The organism is Gilliamella apicola (assembly GCF_000599985.1).
GTDB lineage: Bacteria > Pseudomonadota > Gammaproteobacteria > Enterobacterales > Orbaceae > Gilliamella > Gilliamella apicola.
Window position 1 is genome coordinate 1,688,573 of sequence record NZ_CP007445.1, and the last position, 22,683, is coordinate 1,711,255.

At 33.0% G+C, this 22,683-nt stretch carries 25 protein-coding genes and 1 other annotated feature; of the genes, 15 read left to right on the plus strand and 10 right to left on the minus strand.

Translation table 11 applies throughout. The annotated features are described in order from the left end of the window. Positions 1-405: 405 nt before the first annotated feature. Positions 406-1,014: a riboflavin synthase gene (locus GAPWK_RS07825; RefSeq protein WP_025315685.1), complete on the minus strand. Its 609-nt coding sequence runs from the start codon at positions 1,012-1,014 to the stop codon at positions 406-408. 110 nt (positions 1,015-1,124) lie between these two features. Next, on the minus strand, positions 1,125-2,249 hold the full coding sequence (locus tag GAPWK_RS07830; RefSeq protein WP_025315686.1) for a hypothetical protein: 1,125 nt from the start codon (positions 2,247-2,249) through the stop codon (positions 1,125-1,127). 451 nt (positions 2,250-2,700) lie between these two features. On the opposite strand from GAPWK_RS07830, the gene crcB reads away from it, so the two are divergent. Further along, on the plus strand, positions 2,701-3,078 hold the full coding sequence (gene crcB, locus GAPWK_RS07835; RefSeq protein WP_025315687.1) for a fluoride efflux transporter CrcB: 378 nt from the start codon (positions 2,701-2,703) through the stop codon (positions 3,076-3,078). A gap of 102 nt (positions 3,079-3,180) precedes the next feature. Beyond that, complete coding sequence (locus GAPWK_RS07840; protein ID WP_025315688.1) at positions 3,181-3,579, plus strand: cell division inhibitor SulA; 399 nt, start codon at positions 3,181-3,183, stop codon at positions 3,577-3,579. Positions 3,580-4,283: 704 nt separating this feature from the next. Here GAPWK_RS07840 and GAPWK_RS07845 read toward each other — a convergent pair. The 3 genes from GAPWK_RS07845 to GAPWK_RS07855 all read right to left on the minus strand — a co-directional run bounded on the left by GAPWK_RS07845 (position 4,284) and on the right by GAPWK_RS07855 (position 7,553). After that, on the minus strand, positions 4,284-5,816 hold the full coding sequence (locus tag GAPWK_RS07845) for a class I adenylate-forming enzyme family protein (protein WP_025315689.1): 1,533 nt from the start codon (positions 5,814-5,816) through the stop codon (positions 4,284-4,286). Further along, the gene (locus GAPWK_RS07850; RefSeq protein ID WP_110287297.1) at positions 5,816-6,595 is read right to left on the minus strand and encodes an SDR family NAD(P)-dependent oxidoreductase; all 780 of its coding nucleotides are present in this window, start codon (positions 6,593-6,595) and stop codon (positions 5,816-5,818) included. Before GAPWK_RS07850 ends, GAPWK_RS07845 begins: the two co-directional genes overlap by 1 nt. Before the next feature lie 331 nt (positions 6,596-6,926). Next, on the minus strand, positions 6,927-7,553 hold the full coding sequence (locus GAPWK_RS07855; protein ID WP_025315691.1) for a TetR/AcrR family transcriptional regulator: 627 nt from the start codon (positions 7,551-7,553) through the stop codon (positions 6,927-6,929). Positions 7,554-7,703: 150 nt separating this feature from the next. Here GAPWK_RS07855 and GAPWK_RS07860 point away from each other — a divergent pair, with 150 nt between their 5' ends. Beyond that, positions 7,704-8,063, plus strand: coding sequence for a Tm-1-like ATP-binding domain-containing protein (locus GAPWK_RS07860; protein ID WP_025315692.1), 360 nt, complete (start codon positions 7,704-7,706; stop codon positions 8,061-8,063). 380 nt (positions 8,064-8,443) lie between these two features. Further along, positions 8,444-8,854, plus strand: a complete 411-nt coding sequence (locus GAPWK_RS07865) for a DoxX family protein (RefSeq protein ID WP_025315693.1) — start codon at positions 8,444-8,446, stop codon at positions 8,852-8,854. Positions 8,855-8,929: 75 nt separating this feature from the next. Here the strand turns inward: GAPWK_RS07865 and GAPWK_RS07870 are convergent, their stop codons facing one another. Beyond that, positions 8,930-9,805, minus strand: coding sequence for a DUF4261 domain-containing protein (locus GAPWK_RS07870; protein ID WP_025315694.1), 876 nt, complete (start codon positions 9,803-9,805; stop codon positions 8,930-8,932). Between the two features lie 126 nt (positions 9,806-9,931). Here GAPWK_RS07870 and GAPWK_RS07875 point away from each other — a divergent pair, with 126 nt between their 5' ends. After that, the gene (locus GAPWK_RS07875) at positions 9,932-10,231 is read left to right on the plus strand and encodes a DoxX family protein (protein WP_330981651.1); all 300 of its coding nucleotides are present in this window, start codon (positions 9,932-9,934) and stop codon (positions 10,229-10,231) included. A gap of 95 nt (positions 10,232-10,326) precedes the next feature. Here GAPWK_RS07875 and GAPWK_RS15140 read toward each other — a convergent pair whose 3' ends face one another. Together GAPWK_RS15140 and GAPWK_RS15145 are read right to left on the minus strand one after the other, a co-directional pair. Continuing rightward, positions 10,327-10,785: an MDR/zinc-dependent alcohol dehydrogenase-like family protein gene (locus tag GAPWK_RS15140; RefSeq protein ID WP_202961630.1), complete on the minus strand. Its 459-nt coding sequence runs from the start codon at positions 10,783-10,785 to the stop codon at positions 10,327-10,329. 15 nt (positions 10,786-10,800) lie between these two features. Then, positions 10,801-11,268, minus strand: a complete 468-nt coding sequence (locus GAPWK_RS15145; protein WP_202961631.1) for an alcohol dehydrogenase catalytic domain-containing protein — start codon at positions 11,266-11,268, stop codon at positions 10,801-10,803. Between the two features lie 229 nt (positions 11,269-11,497). Here GAPWK_RS15145 and waaZ point away from each other — a divergent pair, with 229 nt between their 5' ends. Further along, positions 11,498-12,265, plus strand: a complete 768-nt coding sequence (gene waaZ, locus GAPWK_RS07885; protein ID WP_202961632.1) for a 3-deoxy-D-manno-oct-2-ulosonate III transferase WaaZ — start codon at positions 11,498-11,500, stop codon at positions 12,263-12,265. Between the two features lie 830 nt (positions 12,266-13,095). Here the strand turns inward: waaZ and GAPWK_RS07890 are convergent. After that, on the minus strand, positions 13,096-13,644 hold the full coding sequence (locus GAPWK_RS07890; RefSeq protein WP_025315697.1) for a cysteine hydrolase family protein: 549 nt from the start codon (positions 13,642-13,644) through the stop codon (positions 13,096-13,098). A 106-nt stretch (positions 13,645-13,750) separates the two neighbouring features. On the opposite strand from GAPWK_RS07890, the gene GAPWK_RS07895 reads away from it, so the two are divergent. The 9 genes from GAPWK_RS07895 to hisIE all read left to right on the plus strand — a co-directional run bounded on the left by GAPWK_RS07895 (position 13,751) and on the right by hisIE (position 21,595). Next, a complete protein-coding gene (locus GAPWK_RS07895) occupies positions 13,751-14,143 on the plus strand; it encodes an Lrp/AsnC family transcriptional regulator (protein WP_025315698.1) in 393 nt (130 codons plus the stop codon). Between the two features lie 208 nt (positions 14,144-14,351). Then, positions 14,352-14,477: a sequence feature (His leader region), on the plus strand. Positions 14,478-14,515: 38 nt separating this feature from the next. Continuing rightward, positions 14,516-15,415, plus strand: a complete 900-nt coding sequence (gene hisG, locus GAPWK_RS07900) for an ATP phosphoribosyltransferase (RefSeq protein ID WP_025315699.1) — start codon at positions 14,516-14,518, stop codon at positions 15,413-15,415. Between the two features lie 4 nt (positions 15,416-15,419). Beyond that, positions 15,420-16,715 carry a histidinol dehydrogenase gene (hisD, locus tag GAPWK_RS07905; protein WP_025315700.1) on the plus strand — a complete coding sequence of 432 codons (1,296 nt, stop codon included), beginning with the start codon at positions 15,420-15,422 and terminating at the stop codon, positions 16,713-16,715. 9 nt (positions 16,716-16,724) lie between these two features. Then, positions 16,725-17,783 (plus strand): histidinol-phosphate transaminase, encoded by a 1,059-nt coding sequence (gene hisC, locus GAPWK_RS07910; protein WP_038517378.1) that lies wholly within the window; start codon positions 16,725-16,727, stop codon positions 17,781-17,783. Positions 17,784-17,791: 8 nt separating this feature from the next. Continuing rightward, positions 17,792-18,859 (plus strand): bifunctional histidinol-phosphatase/imidazoleglycerol-phosphate dehydratase HisB, encoded by a 1,068-nt coding sequence (gene hisB, locus GAPWK_RS07915; protein WP_025315702.1) that lies wholly within the window; start codon positions 17,792-17,794, stop codon positions 18,857-18,859. Next, complete coding sequence (gene hisH, locus GAPWK_RS07920; protein ID WP_025315703.1) at positions 18,860-19,447, plus strand: imidazole glycerol phosphate synthase subunit HisH; 588 nt, start codon at positions 18,860-18,862, stop codon at positions 19,445-19,447. A gap of 17 nt (positions 19,448-19,464) precedes the next feature. After that, on the plus strand, positions 19,465-20,202 hold the full coding sequence (hisA, locus tag GAPWK_RS07925) for a 1-(5-phosphoribosyl)-5-[(5-phosphoribosylamino)methylideneamino]imidazole-4-carboxamide isomerase (protein ID WP_025315704.1): 738 nt from the start codon (positions 19,465-19,467) through the stop codon (positions 20,200-20,202). Further along, positions 20,184-20,960, plus strand: a complete 777-nt coding sequence (hisF, locus tag GAPWK_RS07930) for an imidazole glycerol phosphate synthase subunit HisF (RefSeq protein ID WP_025315705.1) — start codon at positions 20,184-20,186, stop codon at positions 20,958-20,960. The genes hisA and hisF overlap by 19 nt, the downstream gene beginning before the upstream one ends. Next, entirely contained in the window at positions 20,954-21,595 is a 642-nt protein-coding gene (gene hisIE / locus GAPWK_RS07935; RefSeq protein ID WP_051516258.1) for a bifunctional phosphoribosyl-AMP cyclohydrolase/phosphoribosyl-ATP diphosphatase HisIE, read from the plus strand. Before hisF ends, hisIE begins: the two co-directional genes overlap by 7 nt. A gap of 67 nt (positions 21,596-21,662) precedes the next feature. Here hisIE and cysB read toward each other — a convergent pair whose 3' ends face one another. Next, positions 21,663-22,637, minus strand: a complete 975-nt coding sequence (gene cysB / locus GAPWK_RS07940; RefSeq protein ID WP_025315707.1) for an HTH-type transcriptional regulator CysB — start codon at positions 22,635-22,637, stop codon at positions 21,663-21,665. Between the last annotated feature and the right edge of the window lie 46 nt (positions 22,638-22,683).

The following is a 22,683-nucleotide window of genomic DNA, read 5'->3' on the forward strand; positions in this document are numbered from 1 at the left end:
TACTATTTATATGTTGTTTCTAGTTAGATAAGTATATTAATAACAGCAGTGAACCTGTAAAAATTATTCAGATATCTATACCATTTCATTTTTTATCATAACTTATTTCAATATTTTCCATTTTGGATTTTGGCATCGTATCTTTTCATCAACTTGTTTTTCAAAGATATAGTTTTATATTGTTTAGATTTTAGAATGGAAATACGTATTTTTTAACTAAACTTGTAACCCATGTAATGAAGTTTGTTTGGGTAGCTGTTAAGGCTTTAATGAAAAGCCTTGACCTAACTATAAGATAAGTGATACTAAATTTTATATGTTTACAACATTCGAAAGTCAGCAAAGCAAAAATTTTTAGAATTATAACAATAAGTTTTTTAATTATTTAATCTACAAAAATAAACATTATTTCCTTTCCGCTAGAACTCTTTCAACGGTATCAACAATTGCTTGAGTCTGTGAATCAATTTCTATGTTAACTTTATCTCCTACTTTTTTACTATCTAAAGTCGTAATCGCAAGTGTCTCAGGAATTAAATTAATTTTAAAACGATTATCCATTACATCACCCACTGTTAAGCTAGCACCGTCGATACCAATAAAACCTTTATAAAGAACATACTTGGTAAATTTATGTGGTAATTCTAAAGTCATTTGGCAATTTGTTGCAGTTTTTTGAATATCAACAATTGTGGCCGTACAAGATATATGCCCAGACATAATATGTCCACCTATTTCATCGCCGTATTTAGCACTACGCTCAATATTGACCAGATCATTAATATTTTTATCACCTAATGTAGTAAGTGCTAAAGTTTCTTGCATTATGTCAAAGGTAACCCAATCATCTTTAAAATCAGTCACGGTTAAACAACATCCGTCGTTAGCAATGGATGCACCGATTTCGATATGTTGTGTTAATTTTGCTGGTAATTTTACCTTATAAGTACGTAATTTATCTTGATCGATGATATCAATAATTTCACCAACCCCCTGCACAATACCTGTATACATACTTTATCCTTGAATTAAACGAATATTAGCCTCTATTGTACTTAATCAGCACGTAATTATCTATCATTAAGCAAATTTGCTTAATTCTGACATCAACTAAAAAAACAGATTTAAACAAGCGTTCTGTTTAAAACAAACAATGTTGTATTCCGTTTAGTTCTATCTTCTTGATAATCATAAAACACCAGTGTATAGCTATTATTTTGGTCGGAGATCACATCAGAAATAATTAATTCTTCTTCAGATAATATAATAATTTCATTAGTAAGTAAGTTAGTAAATTTGCCAGCTTGCTGTTGTAAAAATGCCTCTATTACTTTATTGTTTCGCAAGGTTATCCAGCCGTTTCCTGTTTCTATAGTAAAACGAATTACAAATGTTTCAGTGGCAATTTTTACTGGATCCCAGACCCAAAATAGAGGAGAACCTACATCAAATAACTTATTTCGTGTCGCTTCACCATGTGGGGTAAGAGTGATTAGATAAAAAATTCCCCCCTCGTCACGAGTTACTACATATGATGATTCGCAAAAACTCAAATTTAAAACACAATTCGGATAATCATTACAAGCTATATCAATTCTTCTTGATTGTAATACTGCACCTTTTTCGTCAATTTGACGATGTAGCCAACAACTTTCTTCACTTTTGGCAATAATATGAATTTGTTTATTGTCATTATTTATAAAAAATTGGTTATATTTTGGGAAAGGAATTTTTGCGGTATAACTTTTTTTAAGCTCACCATTTTTAAATTCAACTGCAATCAGTTTATCTAATTGTTTGTCTGAAAAAATATCGACATTTTTAAACATAGCAAAATCATGGTAAATACCAATATAATCACCAAGTGTCATTTTTTTTGGTTTAGGATAGGTAATATTATCGCGGTCAAAGCAAGGAACCATAATAATTAAACCATCTTTATCTGGATGATAAACATCGATAGCAGTGTAAAGCTTACCCTCTGGATTGATAAAAAATTCTGGCATGATACCATCAAATTCTAGGTAGCATGTAGGATTTTGTAAATCAGGTTCAAGCACAACATAAATAACTTGAGAACTATACTGATCATTTTCAGAATAGTAACAATTGCAGGCAATGATTGGCTTATTTTGATAATTGATGGCTTCCTTGATACTAATACCGGCAGGTGATTTTAAAATAGTCATTGGTCCTAACGCCGTTTGCAGATATTGCGCCTCAAAAGATATATCAGCTTTTTGTAACATAATTATAATTCATCCTGTTATTGTTTTCTTATTCAATTTGTTAAGTTTTATAATCAAACTAACTTTAATTAATTGATCTTATTTTAGTTTTTACATCAGGTTTTAATTGTAGTTTAAAGCTTTGTCAATTGTATAAGTTTCATTATTAATAGCAATAACTCATGAAATAAAAAGGTAACAAGTAAACAAAATAACCATACTTACCGAACATGTTTACATAAAAAATTATGTGCATAACAACTTTATGTAATAGGTTCATAATTTCTTTATTAAATGATTTGTCTAAAGTTAAGAATAAAATTCGAATATAAGCTATCGCTTTTTTAAAGCTAAAATAATGCTGCAACATAATATATGCATTTTCTTATTATCTCGGTTATAGTTATCATACTTGCCATTAACTATAAAAAATAAATTTAACAAGAATACGCCCAATTTTTAAGGATTTAACATGTTTAAACTTATTTTAGCTATATCGGTTGGTTCAGTTGCTGGTGGATTATTGCGGTGGTTTCTGTCACTTAAATTAAATATTATTGCGTTTGCGATTCCATTAGGAACGTTACTATCCAATCTGATTGCTGGTTATATTATTGGCTTTGCAATTGCTTTTTTTAATCATTCAAACTTATCTGCTGAGTGGCGTTTATTAGTTATCACTGGATTTTGTGGTGGATTATCGACATTTTCAACTTTTTCAGCAGAGATCGTGAATTTTTTACAAGAAGGTCGCATTGCATGGGGATTAACCTCTATTGCTATTCATGTTATTGGTTCAGTTCTTATGACATTTTTAGGAATTTTTTCATATCAGTTATTGCATTCTTGATTTTATTTCATAAAAAATTCAAAAAATGATTATTTTTAGAGTTTACAACCGATAAATACTGTATTAATATACACTGTATATTAATACAGTATCGAGGTTATTATGCTTATTGAACACTCTTCATCACAACTTATGGCGATTAATTTTGAATCCCCTTTTCAGCAAGTTTTACAGCAACAGCGCCTTTTGTTGAAGTCTCTTAATAAAGCTAAAAAATGGCAGCTCTGGCTATCTGATCGACCAATGTTAAAGCGTTCATGGGTAAATATTGCAGGACTCGATAAACAAAAAGTCGTGCATTTGAGTAACCTTAAAAATGAAAATTTAATATCAACTATTGAAAAAGCGTTAAAAAGCAAAACCTGTAGTTATATCGTCGCTTGTATTAATGATCTTAATGAGCAAGATAAGCTACGTATTGAACAAGCGGTATCAATCAGTGATACTTGTTTATTATTAGTTCACGACGAGCCAACTCAACAGACAGTACAGTATCATTGATTTTTTAATCGATAATATTGCTTGTCATAAAATCTTATTGTGCAATCAATCTTAATGCTTAGTTAATAAAAAGACACTACTTTAACCAACAGTGTCTTTTTTCTATCACCAAATAAAATTATTTATAATACACAATTTGTTAATTTAAACCTTCATCTATTTAAATTATACGTATGCATATAATAGCTTTACTTATTAAATGAAAGTTAACTTATTAATATCAATCTCAGTTTTGCTATCTCTACTGCTGTACCGTCAGTAATTTGATCAAATTATATTGACCTAAATTTGAAAGAATTAAGAAAAACCAATATTCTTTTTATGAGAGCTTATTCTTGTTGGCAAACTAAAATAAAAAATTATTCAAACAGGAGTTTATTACTATCCTCAATTTATTATATTTGCCACCTTAGAATAATCATCTGAAAGTGATGATGAAATAACCCAAATTATTTTAGCTAATGAACTAATATTGAAACTAAGACAATCTCACAAATTTTAAAAAGTAATCTTTCATCATAAGAGCAGTGCCAACTAAAGGTAGCTAATAACAATTGAGATCTCTAACTCAAAGCGGTTTTGAAAAGATAGATAATATAATCTTTTTAGTTGAAAAATTGATAATCTGTTTTTTTGATACCTAGTAAAGGAAGCTTTATTTTTAATAAAAGGCTAGTAACTTACTTAAAAAACAAATAAGCCATTTAATGGCTTTGGTTATCTAAGCAATATAGACTGATAAGTTGTTTTCTGTCAACTTTGCCAATGTGAGTCATGGGCAATTCATCAATGATATATATTTTTTTAGGCATTTGGTAACGTGCAATTTGTGGTTTTAACCAATCTTTTAGGGTATCTTCGGATTGTTTTGCATACGCAGCTAATACCACAAATGCCACTAGTCTTTGACCAAATTCTTCATCATTAACACTAATAACAGCTAAATCGTTAATGTCTGGATGATTAATTAAAAATTGTTCAATTTCGAATGGATAAACATTTTCACCACCAGAAACAATCATGTCATCAATCCGACCATTTAGGTAATAATTGTTTTCTCTATCTTTTTGAGCAATATCACCAGTAGCTATCCAGTTTTTGCCTTGAGTTGACCATGCACATTTGATATAGAGTTCACCTTTTATTGCGTCCTCTTTACCATTATTCATTAATTTTGTTGATAATCCTGTAATTGGTTTACCTATGGTTGATGGGTGATTGATTAAATCATTCGGAGTTGCAATCATGCATATTCCAGCTTCCGATGTACCATATAAATTATATAATACTTCACCAAGTTGATTAATTGTTCGTTGAACTAATGTTACCGCAATTGGAGCACCACCTGTGATGATGCATCGTAAACTGCGCAACTGAGTGGTGGAATAGTTCATCATTCGACTGAGCATTAAAGGAACGAGCGTAATAACTTCAATGTTATATTTATTAATAAGTTGACAAACTTTCACCGCATCAAAGCGTTTATTGATAAATATAGTAGCACCTAATAATACCGACATACACAATGTTGCAATACCAAAACCATGGTAAATAGGTGTTGCTATGTAAACTCTATTATATTTACTAAGATTAAGTTTCATCAACAATTGATAAAAAGGACTTATAAAATTTTGTGCTTTACTATTGCGCCCTGCCATTTTAAAACGACCAGTCGTACCACTAGTTAATACAGTAAGTTTATTAAAATGGGTAACTTTAAGATTACTAGTATTGGGTAAGCTATTATCATTCAATAGCGAGTAAATGGAGACTTGATCAGGATGATCTATCGGTAATGATTTAACATCAGTTAAGGTAGAAATTTGAGGATCATGTATAATCCAATCAAATTTTACGGCATCTTGTATATTTTGTAATTGATTGACGGAAAGTTCTGTATTAAGCAAGTAAATATCTGCACCCAACCGCGCAATAGCAAAAAGAGTATGAATCATAATGGTATGATTATTTGCCATTATCGCTATTTTTTGATGCGGTTTTATGTCGCAATGCATAGCTAGTTTTTTAGCTAAATGTTGCGATTGCGTATAAAGTGTATGATAAGTTATGCAATTGTCATTTTCGTTAATAGCAATTTGATTTGGACTTAGTTTCTGACGAATATAGAGCAATGCCATTAAATTCATGCCTACTGAACCAAAACTCATTAATAGATGCCAAATTCCTTTGAAGGTAAAAAGTTTAATGGTGTGCAGTGCTTTGATGGCTTTTATCATCATTTTCTCTTTATGTAATAACAATTTATTTTAAACCAGATACCATTAAACAGAACACTTGCTAGTTGCACTATTATCGCCCACCAGGGTTTATATTGGCGTTTTTGTGTTTGTAATAAATAACCTATAATCATGGCAGCTTGTTTTGGTTGCAATGCAGGTAGGTTTTGATAGACCTTGGTTGGTTCGATCATTCTGGTTTTTACTAAAGGCAAATAGACTGTTGATACTTTGATTTGCTGATTTTGTAATTCAGGCATTGCTGAACGTAGCCACTGATCGAATGCCGATTTTGAGGCTTGATATGCTGACCAATTGACCGTTGGTGCAAATAATACATTGACTGCCGAAACGTTAATGATATGCCCTTTACTTTGCTGCAATTTTGGGATAAGAGCAAGGCATAATTGAACTGGAGCTAAGTAATTTAATTTTATGGTTCGTTCAAAATCGTGCAGACGATCTAACGATTGCATGATCGGACGACAGATCGATTTGCCAGCATTATTAATAAATATGTCTATCGGTAAAGTTTTTATATATTTTATAAATTCATCAATTTGTTTTTGATCGCGCAAATCAGCTACATAGATGTCAACTTTTGCTTTGCTCATTGCAAATTGTTTTTTTAATTCGCACAATTTATCACTGGTGCGTGCAACCAATATTAGATTACAGTCAATCTCGGCTAAAAGATAACAAAGTGACTCACCTATACCATAACTAGCGCCTGTGATAATGATAGTTTTATGTTGCAATCGCTGCGTTAAGCGGTACATGTTAGGTTTATGTACAAAAAATAGCAAAAAGTTAAGCAGTTTGATCAAAACAACGCATTTCAATAATAAATGATGTGAACGACAGTATAGAATTAACAATTGATAAGTCAATAGGTTATTGATTTTCTGTCATGCTATTATTTATTCTCATACATTAAGTAATTATCCTGATTGGACTCTTTAATTAACATTGAATTATAAGACAGGCTGTCTTCTGCAAAGGAATTATAATCGGTAATACTAATAATCCTAGAATATCACAATCAATTTAGTTCTTTAGAAAAGCAAGAATGTATAAACATTACTTGTAAATCTTAATATGACTGGATAATTAAGGCTTTGAAACATCTTGTTTTGCTTGATTAATTACAGCTTTAATAATCCATTGAGAAAGTGATACGATATAAGAATCATCTAAATTCCATACATCTTTTAATACTGTAATTTGAGAACCAAAAATAATCGACAAAGTATAAATTAATTTATTATTTAGCTCATCATTTAACTGTGATTGTAATGGTTTTAGTAAATTAGAGAGCACTTCTTTGTGATTACCACGTACAAATTTTTCAGAACTATTTGATGATGTTGAACGCTCAGTTGCCCATTGTTGCAAGGATAATTGCATGGCAGCTCTTATTGCCCCCTCACGTTTTATCATTTGAGTAAAAGCAAATGATAAGAAATCGTTTACTTTTTTCCCTATATCCTGTTCATCCGATTGCCAATGTACAATTGGCTCAAGCGAATAGTCAACAACAGCCGATATTAAATCATTTTGGGTAGGGAAATAGCGATAAGCGGTTGCTCTTGAAATTCCAGACTTATCGGCTAATTCAGTAATGGTTAATTCATTTCCTTCATCTAAAATACTTATTGCAGTATTTATTAAATGCTGAAATGTACGTTTTTTAACGCCGGTATATTTTTGCCGTGATACTATTTTTTGATTATCCATATTATTTTTTTATAATTTATTGCACTTTATAATTAAAGTTGTTATAGTTAATTACATGAGACATAAGTCTCATTTCTGTTATACACTGTTTCATTATATGAGTTATTTAGTAAAAGTATGGAGTCCTATTTTATCTTTTAAGGAGCTTTAATGGCGTTACCAAATACGATTTACTTAGTCACAACAGTAAACATTAAGTTGAGAGAGATGGTAGCTTATATAAAAAAGCCACTCAATCCCAAAAAACTTACTGTTAACGTCGTTGATAATTCAACTCAACCTCACCAACAAAATCACTTTGTCAATTTAACTTCCGAAACAATAGCAAATTACCATATAAATGGAAAAAAGGCTATTTTTTGTTCTAATAGAAAAATAGTTATGTTCGTAACGGAGGTATTGTTCAATTTATTTATTAAGTTGGTTCAAACAGGTTTAGGCGCGATTTTTGGTTTAAGTGAATATTTGATAAAGCAAGGGAAAAGCTTACATTATAGCAACATAGGATAATGAATATATTTTACACTATTATTCAGATTTAAAACGGATTTGAGAGTAAGTTAAATGCAAGGGAAACCAACAAAATTGCGTTAAAACAAACAACAAAACAAGTTAAATCTATTTGACACCAACAATAAGTAAGGCATAACGGTGTAACTTTTTTAGTTACACCGTTATTTTTATCTAGAAATATATATTATTAAGCTTTTAAAAAGCGTAAATATAATTTAACTAACTCAGTTCAATTTTCGTTAGTACCTTTACTAATGATTGTTATCTGTGAGACAATCTCAAGTGCAGTATCCTATGTTGTAAATAAGTAATAGCTTTTGTAATAGATCGCAATGATTTTAATTATTATTTTGCTAACTTAATATAGGAAACCCAAAATGAAAGAATATCAAACTGATGTAGCAGCATTTGTATTAAGAATTGCTTTAGGTATGATGTTTTTAGCCCACGGTTTTACCAAATTACTTGTACTCACTCCAGAAGGTACCGCTGAGTATTTCCATACTCTTGGATTTCCAGGATTTTTTTCTTATATTGTTATCGCTTTTGAAATAGGTGGTGGTGCATTGTTATTATTAGGTATTTTAACTCGTGCAGTTGCATTAATTGCATTTTTTCAACTTGCGATAATTACCATTGTACATTGGGCTAATGGTTGGTCTTTTACTAATCCGGGAGGAGGTTGGGAGTATCCTGCATTTATGTCTTTAGCTGCTTTTAGTCTTGCTTTATTAGGTACTGGTCGGTTTAGTGTTTTATCAGGTAAAAAATATACACAAGCCATTTAAACATAATATATTCCGTTTTTAGGAAAGGTAAAACTAAGTAACTATTACCTTTCCTAAAACATTTATATTATAAAATTAATTATTAATTTCAATTATTAAAAGATCACCCTGATCTTTCAAGAAATATTCATCATCTTGAGGCGCTCGTAATGACATCATACGATTATCACCTATTTCCATAGTATCGCCAGGATTCATTGTCGCTTGACTTTGTCGCAAATAATTTAAAATGTTACTAAATATATCAAAATAATACTCACTTTCCTCATAACTATTGGCTAATGCAGCAAAATTAGGTAAACCAAACTTATTAGCACCATAAGTGCGCATCCAAATACCTTTAATATTTTCTATTTCATATTTAACAAAACCACAAAACAATAAAGGTAAACATGCCACTAAAGTGGTTAAACCATCATTTTCCGAAGCTAATGCATTAATAAAGTTAACTGGCAATGAAGTATGAGCATCTTCATTAATTACGGCTAACGCATTAAATTGTTCAAAACATGCCGCTAAATGAGTTAAAGCTAAATACTGCTCTAATACATCTTGCTCATAGCCGACATAATATAATAACAAATGACTATCACTTTCATAAATTTGTTGTTTTATTTCTTGACCATAATTAGCAGGAGTAACACATAATTCTAATACATCTTTAGGATAAGGCGCATTTAGGCCATATATTCTAATAACATGTTTTCCCCAACTCACTAAAAGACATATGCCCTCTTCGAGTTGTCCGAACGGCATTTCATATCGAATATCCTTTATGGTCGGATCAATAGATTTAAGTTGTGTTAATAATTTATCGTTATTAATATCAAGTGCACCTTTAAACACAATAGTTAAGCCAACGGGACTATCAATATCAGGATTTGCAATAATCGAATTACCTATTTGTTTTGATTCTGATTTTTTACCAAAAAAACGAGAAAATATACCCATTTTATATTCCTGATTAAAACTATTTTAATTTAAATGCAATTTTGTACTTTTTACAGTAATTGATGTTATAAAAGTTAACGAGCAATAATATATACTTGCTTATATTAGGTAAATATTTTATTTGTCATTTTTTACCATTGTAAATTTTTTTCATTACGCGGTTTACCACGTTTTTTGGCTTACTTAATTATCGCGTTTGAAATTGGTAGTGGTATATGTTTAGTTTTAGGATTATTAGTTCGCATTATCAGCTCTCTAACATTTTTGCAGATGATTGTAGTTAGTTTCATTCACTCGACTAATGGTTGGTCATTTAGTAACGAAGGCGGTGGTTGGGAATATCCAGCATTTATGTCTATAACTGCTTTTAGCCTTGCTTTATTAGGATCTGGAAGATTTACTGTTTTAATCAGAATAAAAAACTAAAAAAGATTAAATATTACTAATTTTTAGGAAAGGTAAAATAAACAAGTATCTTTCCTGAATCCTCATAATTAATAACATATTATAATGTCTATGATTTAAACAAATGTTAATAAAGGTTTATTGTTTCTATGAGGTTGTCTATAGGTTTTTATCGCTTCTTGCCAATCATAAAATTCAAATAAATTTGCTGTATTTACATCACTTGCATCTAATATAGACCATATATCATCAAACATCTTTAACCATTGATCTTGACTAATTAGATTTAAATAATGTCGGATATGAAACCAATGAACTTTAGGTAATCGCTTTTTAGGTTGAAAAAAAGTACCAGAAAGCAAACCATACGAGACAAATTCACTTAAATCAGGCATATGATTCAAAATTGTTTCAGCAAGTTCGCCGCCAACCGCATCAAAAACAATATCAGCATGAGCAGCAAAATATTCTATAGCTTCAGTATCATTTTGATTTATATTTTTAATACCATATTTATTATAAAATTGAACATGATTATCTGAACGACAAATGACAGTTACAAATAATGCTTGCAAATTTACTGCCCATTTTCATATCAATTTTGCACAATCAGCTCCGCCAGCAGTAACTAAAATATGTTTTCCTTGTGGAGAATAATGTTTAAGCATTAACCAAGCTGCGACAGGATTAATATAAGCTCGAGCAGCGATAGTATCATCAATTGAATCTGGAACTTGAATAGCATATTTCGCGGGTGAATCAACGAAATGTTGCCAAGTTCCTTCTCCTCTTAAAGGTAACACACGTTTTCCAATCAGATGACGATAAATTAAAGGAGCCTCAATCACCTCACCTACTCCCTCATAACCAGCAATTTGTGGCAAAATTATACGATGCTTATAAGCACCTGTAATTGGAATAAGATCTGAAGCATTAATTGGTGCATATAACATCCGTACTCTAATGTGATTTTCATTTAAGTATAATTTATTCAAATATTCAAGAGTTAATACTCGTTCAGGTATACCAAATTTTCTATAAAATAATGCAGCGTTCAAGTTTGCTTATTCCTATTTTTTATCTTTACTATGACTAAAAAATTATAATATTAAATTATTTCATACTTAAAGTTTCGATAATCATCTGAAAATAAAACTATTATTTATTTTGTTACTATCTTTATAATAATTAATTCTTAATTAAAATATATTATGTTTAGTAATTAAAATAATTTATCGACCATTACATTTTTGACAATCTGATGTTAATATAAAAGGTAACATATTTTTGAGTAAAACCATGAAGATAACGAACAAAATATTACAATCTATAAAAAATGACATTAGTGATGAATGTATTATTTATTTATCTGGTCCATCTTCGTTAAAAACTCCCGAAAAGATATTACGAACAAATAGTATTATAGCGGTAAATGGGAGTGTTGGTTTTTTACAAAATAACAATATACCTGTTTTTGCCTACATTGTTTGTGATGGTTCATACTTCGAAAATAATAAATCTCTATTCTTTAAATATTCTTCATATAGCAAATATACTTTTATTAGTCCAAACGTTTTTAATAGAGCAAGTCCCTCAGAAAAAGAAAAATTACTAAACTCATGTTTTATAATGAAAGATCTTTGCAAATCTAGAGGTGGACCAGGTAGAAAAGTTAGATATGCAATTAAATCCCTAATTTACAAAGAAGTTTTTATAAAATGTTCTTATTCAAGAAAAGTAAAAACTATTGGATTTTCAACTGATATTTCCTATGGCCAATTTGGCAGTGCTACAGTTGCATTTACCGCATTACAACTAGCTATAACGTTAAAGTTTAAAAACATTTACTTTTCAGGTTTGGATATGAAAGGCAAATGCCAAAGATTTTATAAAGAAGAGATACCTCAACCAACTAGTCTCCCACAAGATTTTGATTTAATATTAGAATCATTTTCATTTTTAATGCAAAAATCTTACGGAAATATTTATAATTTTTCAGAAGAAACCGCAATTCCTTATGAAGTTATTCCATTTATCAATGTCAATACGATATGAATAAATTTATCCCGTATTTAATATTAATGATTCAGTAAAATCTTCAACTTTTTGATGGCTTTTCTTGGCTTCTACTAAATTCATATCATTGAAAGTTTGATCATAAATTGAGATATTATCATGATCGCCATTTTCATTTTGACTCTATTGCCAATATTAAATAGGAAGATTCTAATACATTCCAGTCTTGATTATGCTCATAATTATTACTACACCTTAAAACACTTTCCCGATAATAATTAATTTCTAAAGATTCTGTTTGAGGTGTTAACCAATTTATTTTTGGATCGTTTAGTGTGTTTTTATGTTTATAAAATCTATGTCATTCTATGACATTATCGAATTGCTTTGTCTCAAGCCACTCTCCGTGTATCAAAATTTTCGAGTTTCTACTTTTTATAAATTCAATCGTTGTAGGTGCTATCAGAAAGACAGACCAAAAAAGCACAGAATAACTTTAGTAATATATAACCAAATATCGAAGCAAATTTACGTTTTATAACATGATATTTTTTAATTGTTGTTAATATAGAACAAGTATTGTTATAAAACCGCATCCATTAACGAAAATAGAAAATTGACCAAATAATTACTAGAGTTGCAAAAACATATATCAATGAAAGCGTATAAATGCCATAAAAAATAGAATTATAAAAAAACATAAAATATAACTATCAATATAATTAGCTGGAGGATCCATATAAAATCCTATTTACAAAGCTTTTTAGAGCTAAATTCTTTTTAATTATGCTTTTAGCCAATAAATATTCTGACAAAAAAGTGAGGATTTTTTTAATAATCCTCTTTAGTTAAGAAAACCTTTTAACTTATTAAATTGTTTCAATGAATGATTCAAAACTAACTATTGTTGCAAATCGCATCAATGCAGACATAAAACTATTGTGAACGTCTTGTGAGGGAATGATGTTACCATTGAAGTCAAGATCACGAGTAGTACAAGCGTCATGAATTAAAATCGGTTGATAATTAAGCTCAAATGCACAGCGAGTAGTTGAATCTACGCACATGTGACTCATCATGCCACAAATCACTAACTGAGTTATTCCTAATCGCTCTAACTTTTCTTGCAATTGTGTTTGGTAAAAGCTATTTGGATAGGCTTTTTGAATGACCATTTCATTAGATTTAATAGGAAGTAATTTTGCATGTAATTGACTACCAAAACTATTATTTACAAAAAAAACAGCATTAGGATCTGGGTTAATATGTTGTATATAAATAATAGGCAGTAGTTTTTGCCGAAAATAATTTTGCAGTTTTAAAGTATTTTGTAATGTTTGTTCAGTATTATTTAACGGATATTTTCCATCAGGAAAATAATCATTTTGCACATCAATAATCATTAATGCTTGAGTCATTTTGCTCTCCTTTATAAGGTTTCGTGTTATTATTTTGTAATAATCAACTTTTAAAGAACATAGCGAATTGAAATGATAAATATCAGTTAGCTTTCAAATTGAAACAATGGATAAAAAAGATCGAGCGATTTTAAGTGAATTAAGAAATAATAGCCGTCAATCTTGGCGCGAAATTGGCGATAAGGTTTTCTTATCTAGCCAAGCTGTTGGTCAACGCGTTCAAGATTTGCTAAATGATCATATTATAGAAAAGTTCACTATTAAAGAACAAAAACAACACTTACAATTTATTACTATTTATATGAACACAAATCAATTTACTTCTTTTGAGAATTTAGTGAAGTCTTTCGATGAAGTAGGAGAATTTTATAAGATTACAGGCGACGGATGTTATATGATTATCAGCCATTTCGACAACGACGCATTGAACCTCTTCTTAACTAAAATTACCGATTTTGGTCGTTATAAAGTCAGTCATCAATTAAAACAAATTTTATAATTAAGTTAGTTTAACTTTACTCATTACCAATTAATATCCGCAACTTCTGAAGCGTGAATAGCCTGATATTTACAATATTTCTTTATAGATCATAAAAAATGAGTTGATAGTTATTCATTTGTGTTATATTTTATATACTAATTTTGATAATCAATTAAATTATTGGTTTTTATTTTATGAATTGCTTTTGTGCTTTTGTTACTAAACATCATCATCACCATCATACCTGATTAGTCTTCGGGCGATTGGTGCTGGAAGACAGTTGGTCTTCCGGTGACATCGCGAAAGCAAATAGAAAACCCTCGGAAGATCAAACTTCCGAGGGTTTTTTGTTTGTGGTTAAAAATTTTTTAGGATAATTTGGAGAATAATATGTTGGATAATTCGCGTTTACGTATAGCAATGCAGAAATCAGGTCGCTTAAGTGATGAGTCAAAAAAGCTACTTGCACAATGTGGTATTAAAATTAATCTTCAAGAACAACGTTTAATTGCCTTTGCTGAAAATATGCCGATTGATATTTTACGCGTTCGTGATGACGATATCCCAGGGTTAGTCATTGATGGCGTTGTCGATTTGGGAATTGTTGGCGAAAATGTTTTGGAAGAAGAAGTGTTAGATCGACAAGCTGAGGGGTTCAATCCTCAATATAAAACATTGCGCCGAATGGATTTTGGCGGTTGTCGGTTATCTATTGCAGCGCCTCGTGATTTTGATTATATCGGCCCTGAATGTTTAAAAGATTTACGTATTGCTACCACCTATCCTCACCTACTCCGTCGTTATCTTTCTCAGTACAATGTAGCTTTTAAAACCTGTTTGCTTAATGGTTCAGTAGAAGTAGCACCACGAGCAGGTCTTGCTGACGTTATTTGTGATTTAGTTTCAAGTGGCGCAACACTAGAAGCGAATGGACTTAAAGAGATCGAAGTTATTTACAGATCTAAAGCTTGTTTAATTCAACGCCAAGCCGAAATGTCAGCTGACAAACAAGCATTGATTGATAAGTTGATGACGCGAATTCAAGGTGTTATCCAAGCTCGTGAATCCAAATATATTATGTTACATGCACCAACTTCAGTCTTAGATCAGATCGTGGCTTTATTACCTGGCGCTGAAAATCCAACAATTTTACCACTAACTGGTGAACAAAATCGTGTAGCGTTACATATGGTAAGTTCCGAATCGCTATTTTGGGAAACCATGGAAAAACTTAAAGCATTAGGTGCTAGTTCAATTCTTGTCTTACCAATTGAAAAAATGATGGAGTAATACTATGAAACTCTCTTATTGGCAACAATGTTCAGATGCACAGCGTGCAGCACTTTTAACTCGCCCTGCTATTACTGCTTCAGATTCAATTAGCCAAGCGGTAGCAGATATTTTAAGTCAGGTGAAACAAAATGGTGATCAAGCTTTAATCGCATTAAGTAATAAGTTTGATAAAGTACAAATCCAACAAATAAAATTAACACAAGATGCGATCAAAGCAGCAACAGCAAGGGTTAAACCTGAATTAAAACAGGCAATGCAATTAGCCGTCAGTAATATTGAAAAATTTCACCAAGCCCAAGTTAAATCAGCAATTACAGTTGAAACAATGCCGGGGGTGAAATGTCAGCTTGTTACTCGTCCTATTGATTCAGTAGGTCTCTATATTCCTGGTGGCTCTGCGCCTTTATTATCGACGGTTTTAATGCTTGCAACTCCAGCAAAAATTGCGGGTTGCCGTAAAGTTATTTTATGTTCTCCTCCACCTATTGCTGATGAAATCTTATATGCGGCTGAACTGTGTGGTGTGACCGAAATATACCAATTAGGCGGTGCACAAGCCATTGCAGCAATGGCTTTTGGTAGTAAATCAGTACCTAAAGTCGATAAAATTTTTGGTCCAGGTAATGCTTTTGTGACCGAAGCTAAACGCCAAGTTAGCCAACGCCTTGACGGCGCTGCTATTGATATGCCAGCAGGCCCTTCTGAAGTGTTAGTTATCGCCGACAGTTCAGCTAATCCCGCTTTTATTGCTGCCGATTTATTATCACAAGCAGAGCATGGCCCCGATTCACAAGTGGTATTAGTTACTCCAGATGAGGATATTGCTAAAGCGGTTTCTATTGAAGTTGATAAACAATTAACCCAATTATCTCGACAAGGTATTGCCGAAAAAGCTTTGCAAGAAAGTCGTCTAATTGTGACTAAAGATTTAGAACAATGTATTACTATCAGCAATCGTTATGGTCCTGAACATTTAATTATTCAAACACAAAATGCTGATGATCTTGTAGAACAAATCACCAGTGCCGGCTCAATATTTTTAGGAGACTGGTCCCCTGAATCTGCTGGTGACTATGCTTCAGGAACTAATCACGTTTTACCAACTTATGGTTATACCACGACTTATTCAAGTCTTGGATTAGCCGATTTTCAAAAACGTATGACCGTACAGAAATTATCACCAGAGGGCTTACAAGCCATTGGTAATGCGGTTGAATTAATGGCACAAGCTGAACAACTTACTGCCCATAAACAAGCTGTAACGCTTCGTTTAGCTACATTAAACGCTAAAAAATAGGTGAACAATATGGATATCAATCAATTAGTCAGAAAGAACGTGCAGAAATTAACTCCTTACCAATCTGCGCGCCGTATTGGTGGAAATGGCGATGTATGGTTAAATGCCAATGAATACCCTGTTGCTCCGCAATTTGAGTTAACGGAACAGACATTAAACCGTTATCCAGAACCGCAACCGGAACAAGTTATCAATAGTTATGCTCATTATGCAGGTGTTAAACCAGAACAATTAATTGTCAGTCGTGGAGCTGATGAAGCAATTGAACTGTTAATGCGGGCATTTTGTGAACCGCAGCAAGATAGTATTTTATATTGTCCTCCTACCTATGGTATGTATCAGGTTAGTGCTGAAACATTAGGTATTGATGTAAAAACCGTACCAACGAAATCAGATTGGCAACTGGATTTAACAGGCATTAAGCAAAATATTGATAATGTTAAATTAATTTACGTCTGCTCGCCAAACAATCCCACTGGTAATTTAATTAATCCTGAGGATATTAAAGCACTATTGGATATAGCTAAAAATCGTGCTCTTGTGGTAATAGATGAAGCTTATATTGAATTTTCACCAGAATCTTCGGTAGTTAGTTGGTTAGCCAATTATCAGCATTTAGTTATTTTAAGAACTTTATCGAAAGCATTTGCTTTGGCTGGTTTACGTTGTGGTTTTACCATCGCTAATAAACCCGTGATTGATGCATTACAAAAAGTAATTGCTCCTTACCCGTTGGCAACCCCTGTTGCTGATATTGCGACGCAAGCACTAAGTAAAACGGGTATTGAAAAAATGCAACAACAAGTGCAACAGCTCAACAGACAAAAAGAGATATTTGCAAGCGATTTATCTGCTTTACCCATTGTCGAAAAAGTTTATCCTAGCTCATCTAATTATTTATGTGTTAAATTTCAGGCTGGTAAAGATGTGTTTAAAACATTATGGAATAAAGGAATTATTTTGCGCGACCAAAGCAAATCTATCGGGCAAGATAGTATAATTCGCATTAGCGTTGGCACTGCAGCCGAATGTGAAGCGGTGATTTTGGCTCTCAAAACGATAATATAGGAGCAATGATGTTACAGAAATACTTATTTATTGATCGTGATGGAACATTAATTACTGAACCGCCAATTGATTTTCAAGTCGATAGCTTTGAGAAGTTGGCATTTGAACCTAATGTCATCCCTGCTCTACTTAGTTTGCAATCTGCTGGTTTTAAACTGGTGATGGTAACAAACCAAGATGGTCTTGGTACCAGCAGTTACCCACAATCAGATTTTGATGGTCCTCACAACTTGATGATGCAAATCTTTCAATCACAAGGTGTTAACTTCGAAGAAGTACTGATTTGCCCTCATTTTCCAGAAGATAATTGTCAATGTCGTAAACCAAAAATTCAATTAGTTCTACCTTATCTTAGCAAAGGTAACTTAGATAAAGAAAACAGTTATGTTATCGGTGACAGGGTCACTGATATTCAACTTGCCGAAAATATGCAAATTAAAGGATTACGTTATCACCCTGAAACTTTAAATTGGCTTGAAATTGCACAACGTTTAACCACAACTGACCGCTACGCAAAAGTTGAACGTAATACTAAAGAGACAAAGATCTTAGTTGAAGTTTGGCTTGATCGCCAAGGTGGTAGTCATATCAGTACAGGTATTGGCTTTTTTGACCATATGTTAGACCAAATCGCAACCCATGGTGGCATTAAACTTAATATCAAAGTTGACGGAGATCTGCATATTGATGATCATCACACCATCGAAGATACTGGATTAGCATTAGGTGAAGCGTTAAAAATCGCTTTAGGTGACAAACGAGGAATAACTCGCTATGCATCAGTGATTCCTATGGATGAGTGTCTAGCAAAATGTGCAATAGATATCTCTGGTCGGCCTTATTTGAAATTTAACGCCCAATTTACTCATCAAAAAGTTGGCGATATGAGCACGCAAATGGTTGAACATTTCTTTTATTCTCTCAGCTATGCAATGGCAATTACCTTGCATATTGAGACACAAGGCGATAATGATCACCATAAAATTGAAAGTTTATTTAAAGCCTTTGCTCGAACATTAAAGCAAGCAATCAAGGTAGACGGTAACAGATTACCTAGCTCTAAAGGAGTACTGTAAATGAATGTTGTCATTCTAGATACGGGTTGTGCAAACCTTTCTTCGGTTAAATATGCCGTAGAAAGATTAGGTTATAAACCCATAATTAGTCTTGAACCCGAAGTCGTACTTGAGTGTGATAAGCTGTTTCTACCCGGTGTGGGATCAGCTTCGGCGGCGATGAAAAAGTTAAAAGAACGTAATCTAATTGAACTTATTAAAGCTTGTACTCAACCCGTTTTAGGCATTTGTCTAGGTATGCAACTACTAGCCGAATACAGTAGTGAGGGACATGTAAATACCTTAGGAATCATTGATGAAAAAGTAGATAACATACCTGATGTTGGTTTACCTTTACCTCATATGGGTTGGAATCAAGTTTACCCAAAAGCGGGTCATCATCTATTTAGAGATATTGCAGATGGTGCTTATTTTTATTTTGTTCATGGATACGCGATGCCACTATGCTCAGCAACTATTGCAGAAACCAATTACGGCGAAAGCTTTACCGCTGCCGTGCAAAAAGACAATTTTTACGGTGTACAGTTTCATCCCGAACGTTCTGGGTCAGCCGGTGCACAATTGCTAAAAAACTTTTTGGAGATGTAACTATGGCAGTTTATCCAATTATTATTCCAGCCCTTGATTTAATTGATGGCAGCGTTGTTCGATTACATCAGGGCGATTATGACCAAAAACGTGATTATGGAAGTGACCCACTATTACGCTTACAAGAGTATCAACAACAAGGTGCAAAACTTCTACATCTTGTGGATTTAACAGGCGCAAAAGATCCTAAAGCTCGGCAAATTACTTTAATTCAAACGTTAATTAAAGGTGTCCAAATACCTGTACAAATTGGTGGTGGCATCCGCACCCAAGACGATGTAGAAGCGCTTCTTGAGGCTGGTGCAGCGCGAGTTGTGATAGGTTCAACAGCAATAAAACAGCCAGAATTAGTCAAACAGTGGTTTAATAAATATGGGTCCGAAGCCTTAGTTTTAGCTCTGGATGTGCGCATCGCTGCAGATGGTAATAAATATGTTGCAATTCATGGTTGGCAAGAAGACTCTAACCAAACACTTGAACAAGTCATCGATGATTACTTACCTCATGGTTTAAAACACGTACTATGCACAGACATTTCCAAAGATGGGACACTAAGTGGCTCAAATGTGAAATTATATCGTGAAATAAGCCAAAAATACCCGCAAATCGCCTTTCAAGCATCGGGTGGAATCGGTCAACTCGATGATGTTAAATCCCTTAAGGATACTGGCGTAGCGGGAGTGATCGTGGGACGAGCACTACTTGAAGGCAAATTTACTGTTCAGGAGGCAATTTCATGTTGGCAAAAAGGATAATTCCTTGTTTGGATGTACGCAATGGACAAGTAGTGAAAGGCGTGCAATTTCGTAATCACGAAATTATTGGCGATATTGTACCTTTGGCTAAACGTTACGCCCAAGAAGGAGCTGATGAGCTGGTTTTTTATGATATCACCGCTTCATCCGATGGTCGTGTCGTTGATAAAAGTTGGGTTGCAAAAGTTGCTGAAGTGATTGATATTCCCTTTTGTGTAGCTGGCGGTATTAAAACAGTCGAAGACGCAGGACAGATTTTAACTTTTGGTGCCGATAAAATTTCAATTAACTCACCTGCATTGGCAAATCCTCAATTGATTACTCAATTGGCTGACCGTTATGGTGTGCAGTGTATTGTGGTCGGGATTGATACCTGGTATGACCAAGAATCAAATAGCTATAATGTCTATCAATTTACAGGAGATGAAAAGCGTACAGTGGCAACCAAATGGAATACCCTTGATTGGGTGAAAGAAGTACAAAAACGTGGTGCTGGTGAAATTGTTTTGAATATGATGAATCAAGACGGGGTGCGTAATGGTTACGATTTAGCTCAACTAAAAGCCGTGCGAGAGGTTTGCCATGTGCCATTAATTGCATCAGGTGGTGCGGGTACAATGGAACACTTTTTACAAGCTTTTAATGAAGCAGATGTCGACGGTGCATTGGCCGCATCAGTATTTCATAAACAAATTATTAACATTGGTGAACTTAAACAATATTTAGTGGAACATGGAGTAAATATTCGATTATGCTAACAGAAAATTCCAACACAAAATTCGATCCTTTGTCATTTGATTCCAAGCAACTTGATTGGCAAAAAGTCGATAATTTGATGCCCGTCATTATTCAGCATTATGTCTCAGGCGATGTATTGATGCTTGGTTATATGAATCAAGAAGCCCTATCCCAAACTCAAACCAGTGGTAAAGTTACATTTTATTCACGCACTAAACAACGTCTTTGGACTAAAGGCGAAACTTCCGGTAATTTTCTAAATGTAGTAAGTATTACTCCAGATTGCGATAATGATACTTTATTAGTTTTAGCCGATCCAATTGGACCAACGTGTCACACAGGTACCAACAGTTGTTTTGCTTCTGCTAAAACTCAATGGGGTTTCTTATTTGAGTTAGAGCAGTTAATTGCTGACCGCAAAAATGCTGATCCAAAATCTTCTTACACAGCCAAACTCTATCATGATGGAACTAAACGTATTGCTCAGAAAGTTGGCGAGGAAGGCGTTGAAACGGCTTTAGCAGCAACTGTACGTGATACTGAAGAGCTGAAAAATGAATCAGCTGATTTAATTTATCATCTACTCGTTTTACTGCATGACCAAAATCTGTCATTGCAAGATGTAATTGGTATTTTGAAAGCCAGACATAAATAGTTCAAATAAAAAAGTGCGATAATTTCGCACTTTATTCATCTTTATTATTCAAAAATAAAATTTCAAGCTAGCGAACAGGCAATTTTACCCCATTGAACATTGCTAACACTTCAGTATTATTTTCACATAACATTATTTTATCGATAGTTTGGCGATTTAAATGGGGTGAAAATTGACTGATAAAATCATACATATAACTACGTAAAAATAAAGAGCGAGCGAAAGTTATATAGGTGGTGCTGTAAGGGAAAATATGCCCAGCATTGAGCACAACAAAATCGTCATCAGCAATTGCATCATTTACCGCCATTTTAGCTACAATTCCGACACCAACACCTAATTTAACATAGGTTTTAATTAATTCTGCATCAGTTGTGCTAAAAACAATATTCGGCGATTGCCCAGCGCGAATAAAAGCTTGATTGAGGTCAGAACCATCATTAGTAAAGTCATAACTGACTAGCGGATATTGGGATAACTCGGCAATGGAAATTAAGCTGCTTTTAGCCAATGGATGCTCTTTTTTAACTATCACTGCTTGGTTCCAGTGATAACATGGCAATGCAATCATTTCATCATTAAGTTGTGAAAGGTCGGTGACTATGGCGAAGTCGGCTTGCCCTGTTTGTGCCTGTAAAATACATTGAGGTGATGAACCTTGCTCCATATGCAAAATAATATTTGGGTATTGCTTCATAAATTGCTGGATAACAATTGGCAAACAATAACGTGCTTGAGTATAAGTTGTCGTAATCGTTAATGAGCCTTGATTTGGCTGACTAAACTCTTTTGCTATGATTTTTATATCATTTGATTTATTAAGAATATCACGCGCTAGAGAAATAACTTTTTCGCCAACAGGGGTAACTTCAGAAAGATGTTTACCAACTCTTGTAAAAATTTGAATGCCAAGTTCATCTTCTAACAATTTTATTTGCTTGCTGATGCCAGGTTGCGAAGTATAGAGTTTTTCGGAGGTTAGAGACACATTAAGGTCGTTGTTGACTACTTCAACAATGTAGCGTAATTGCTGCAATTTCATGGCAAAGATTCCTTTAACTATATACTTTTCTCGCTTTTGGCTTTAC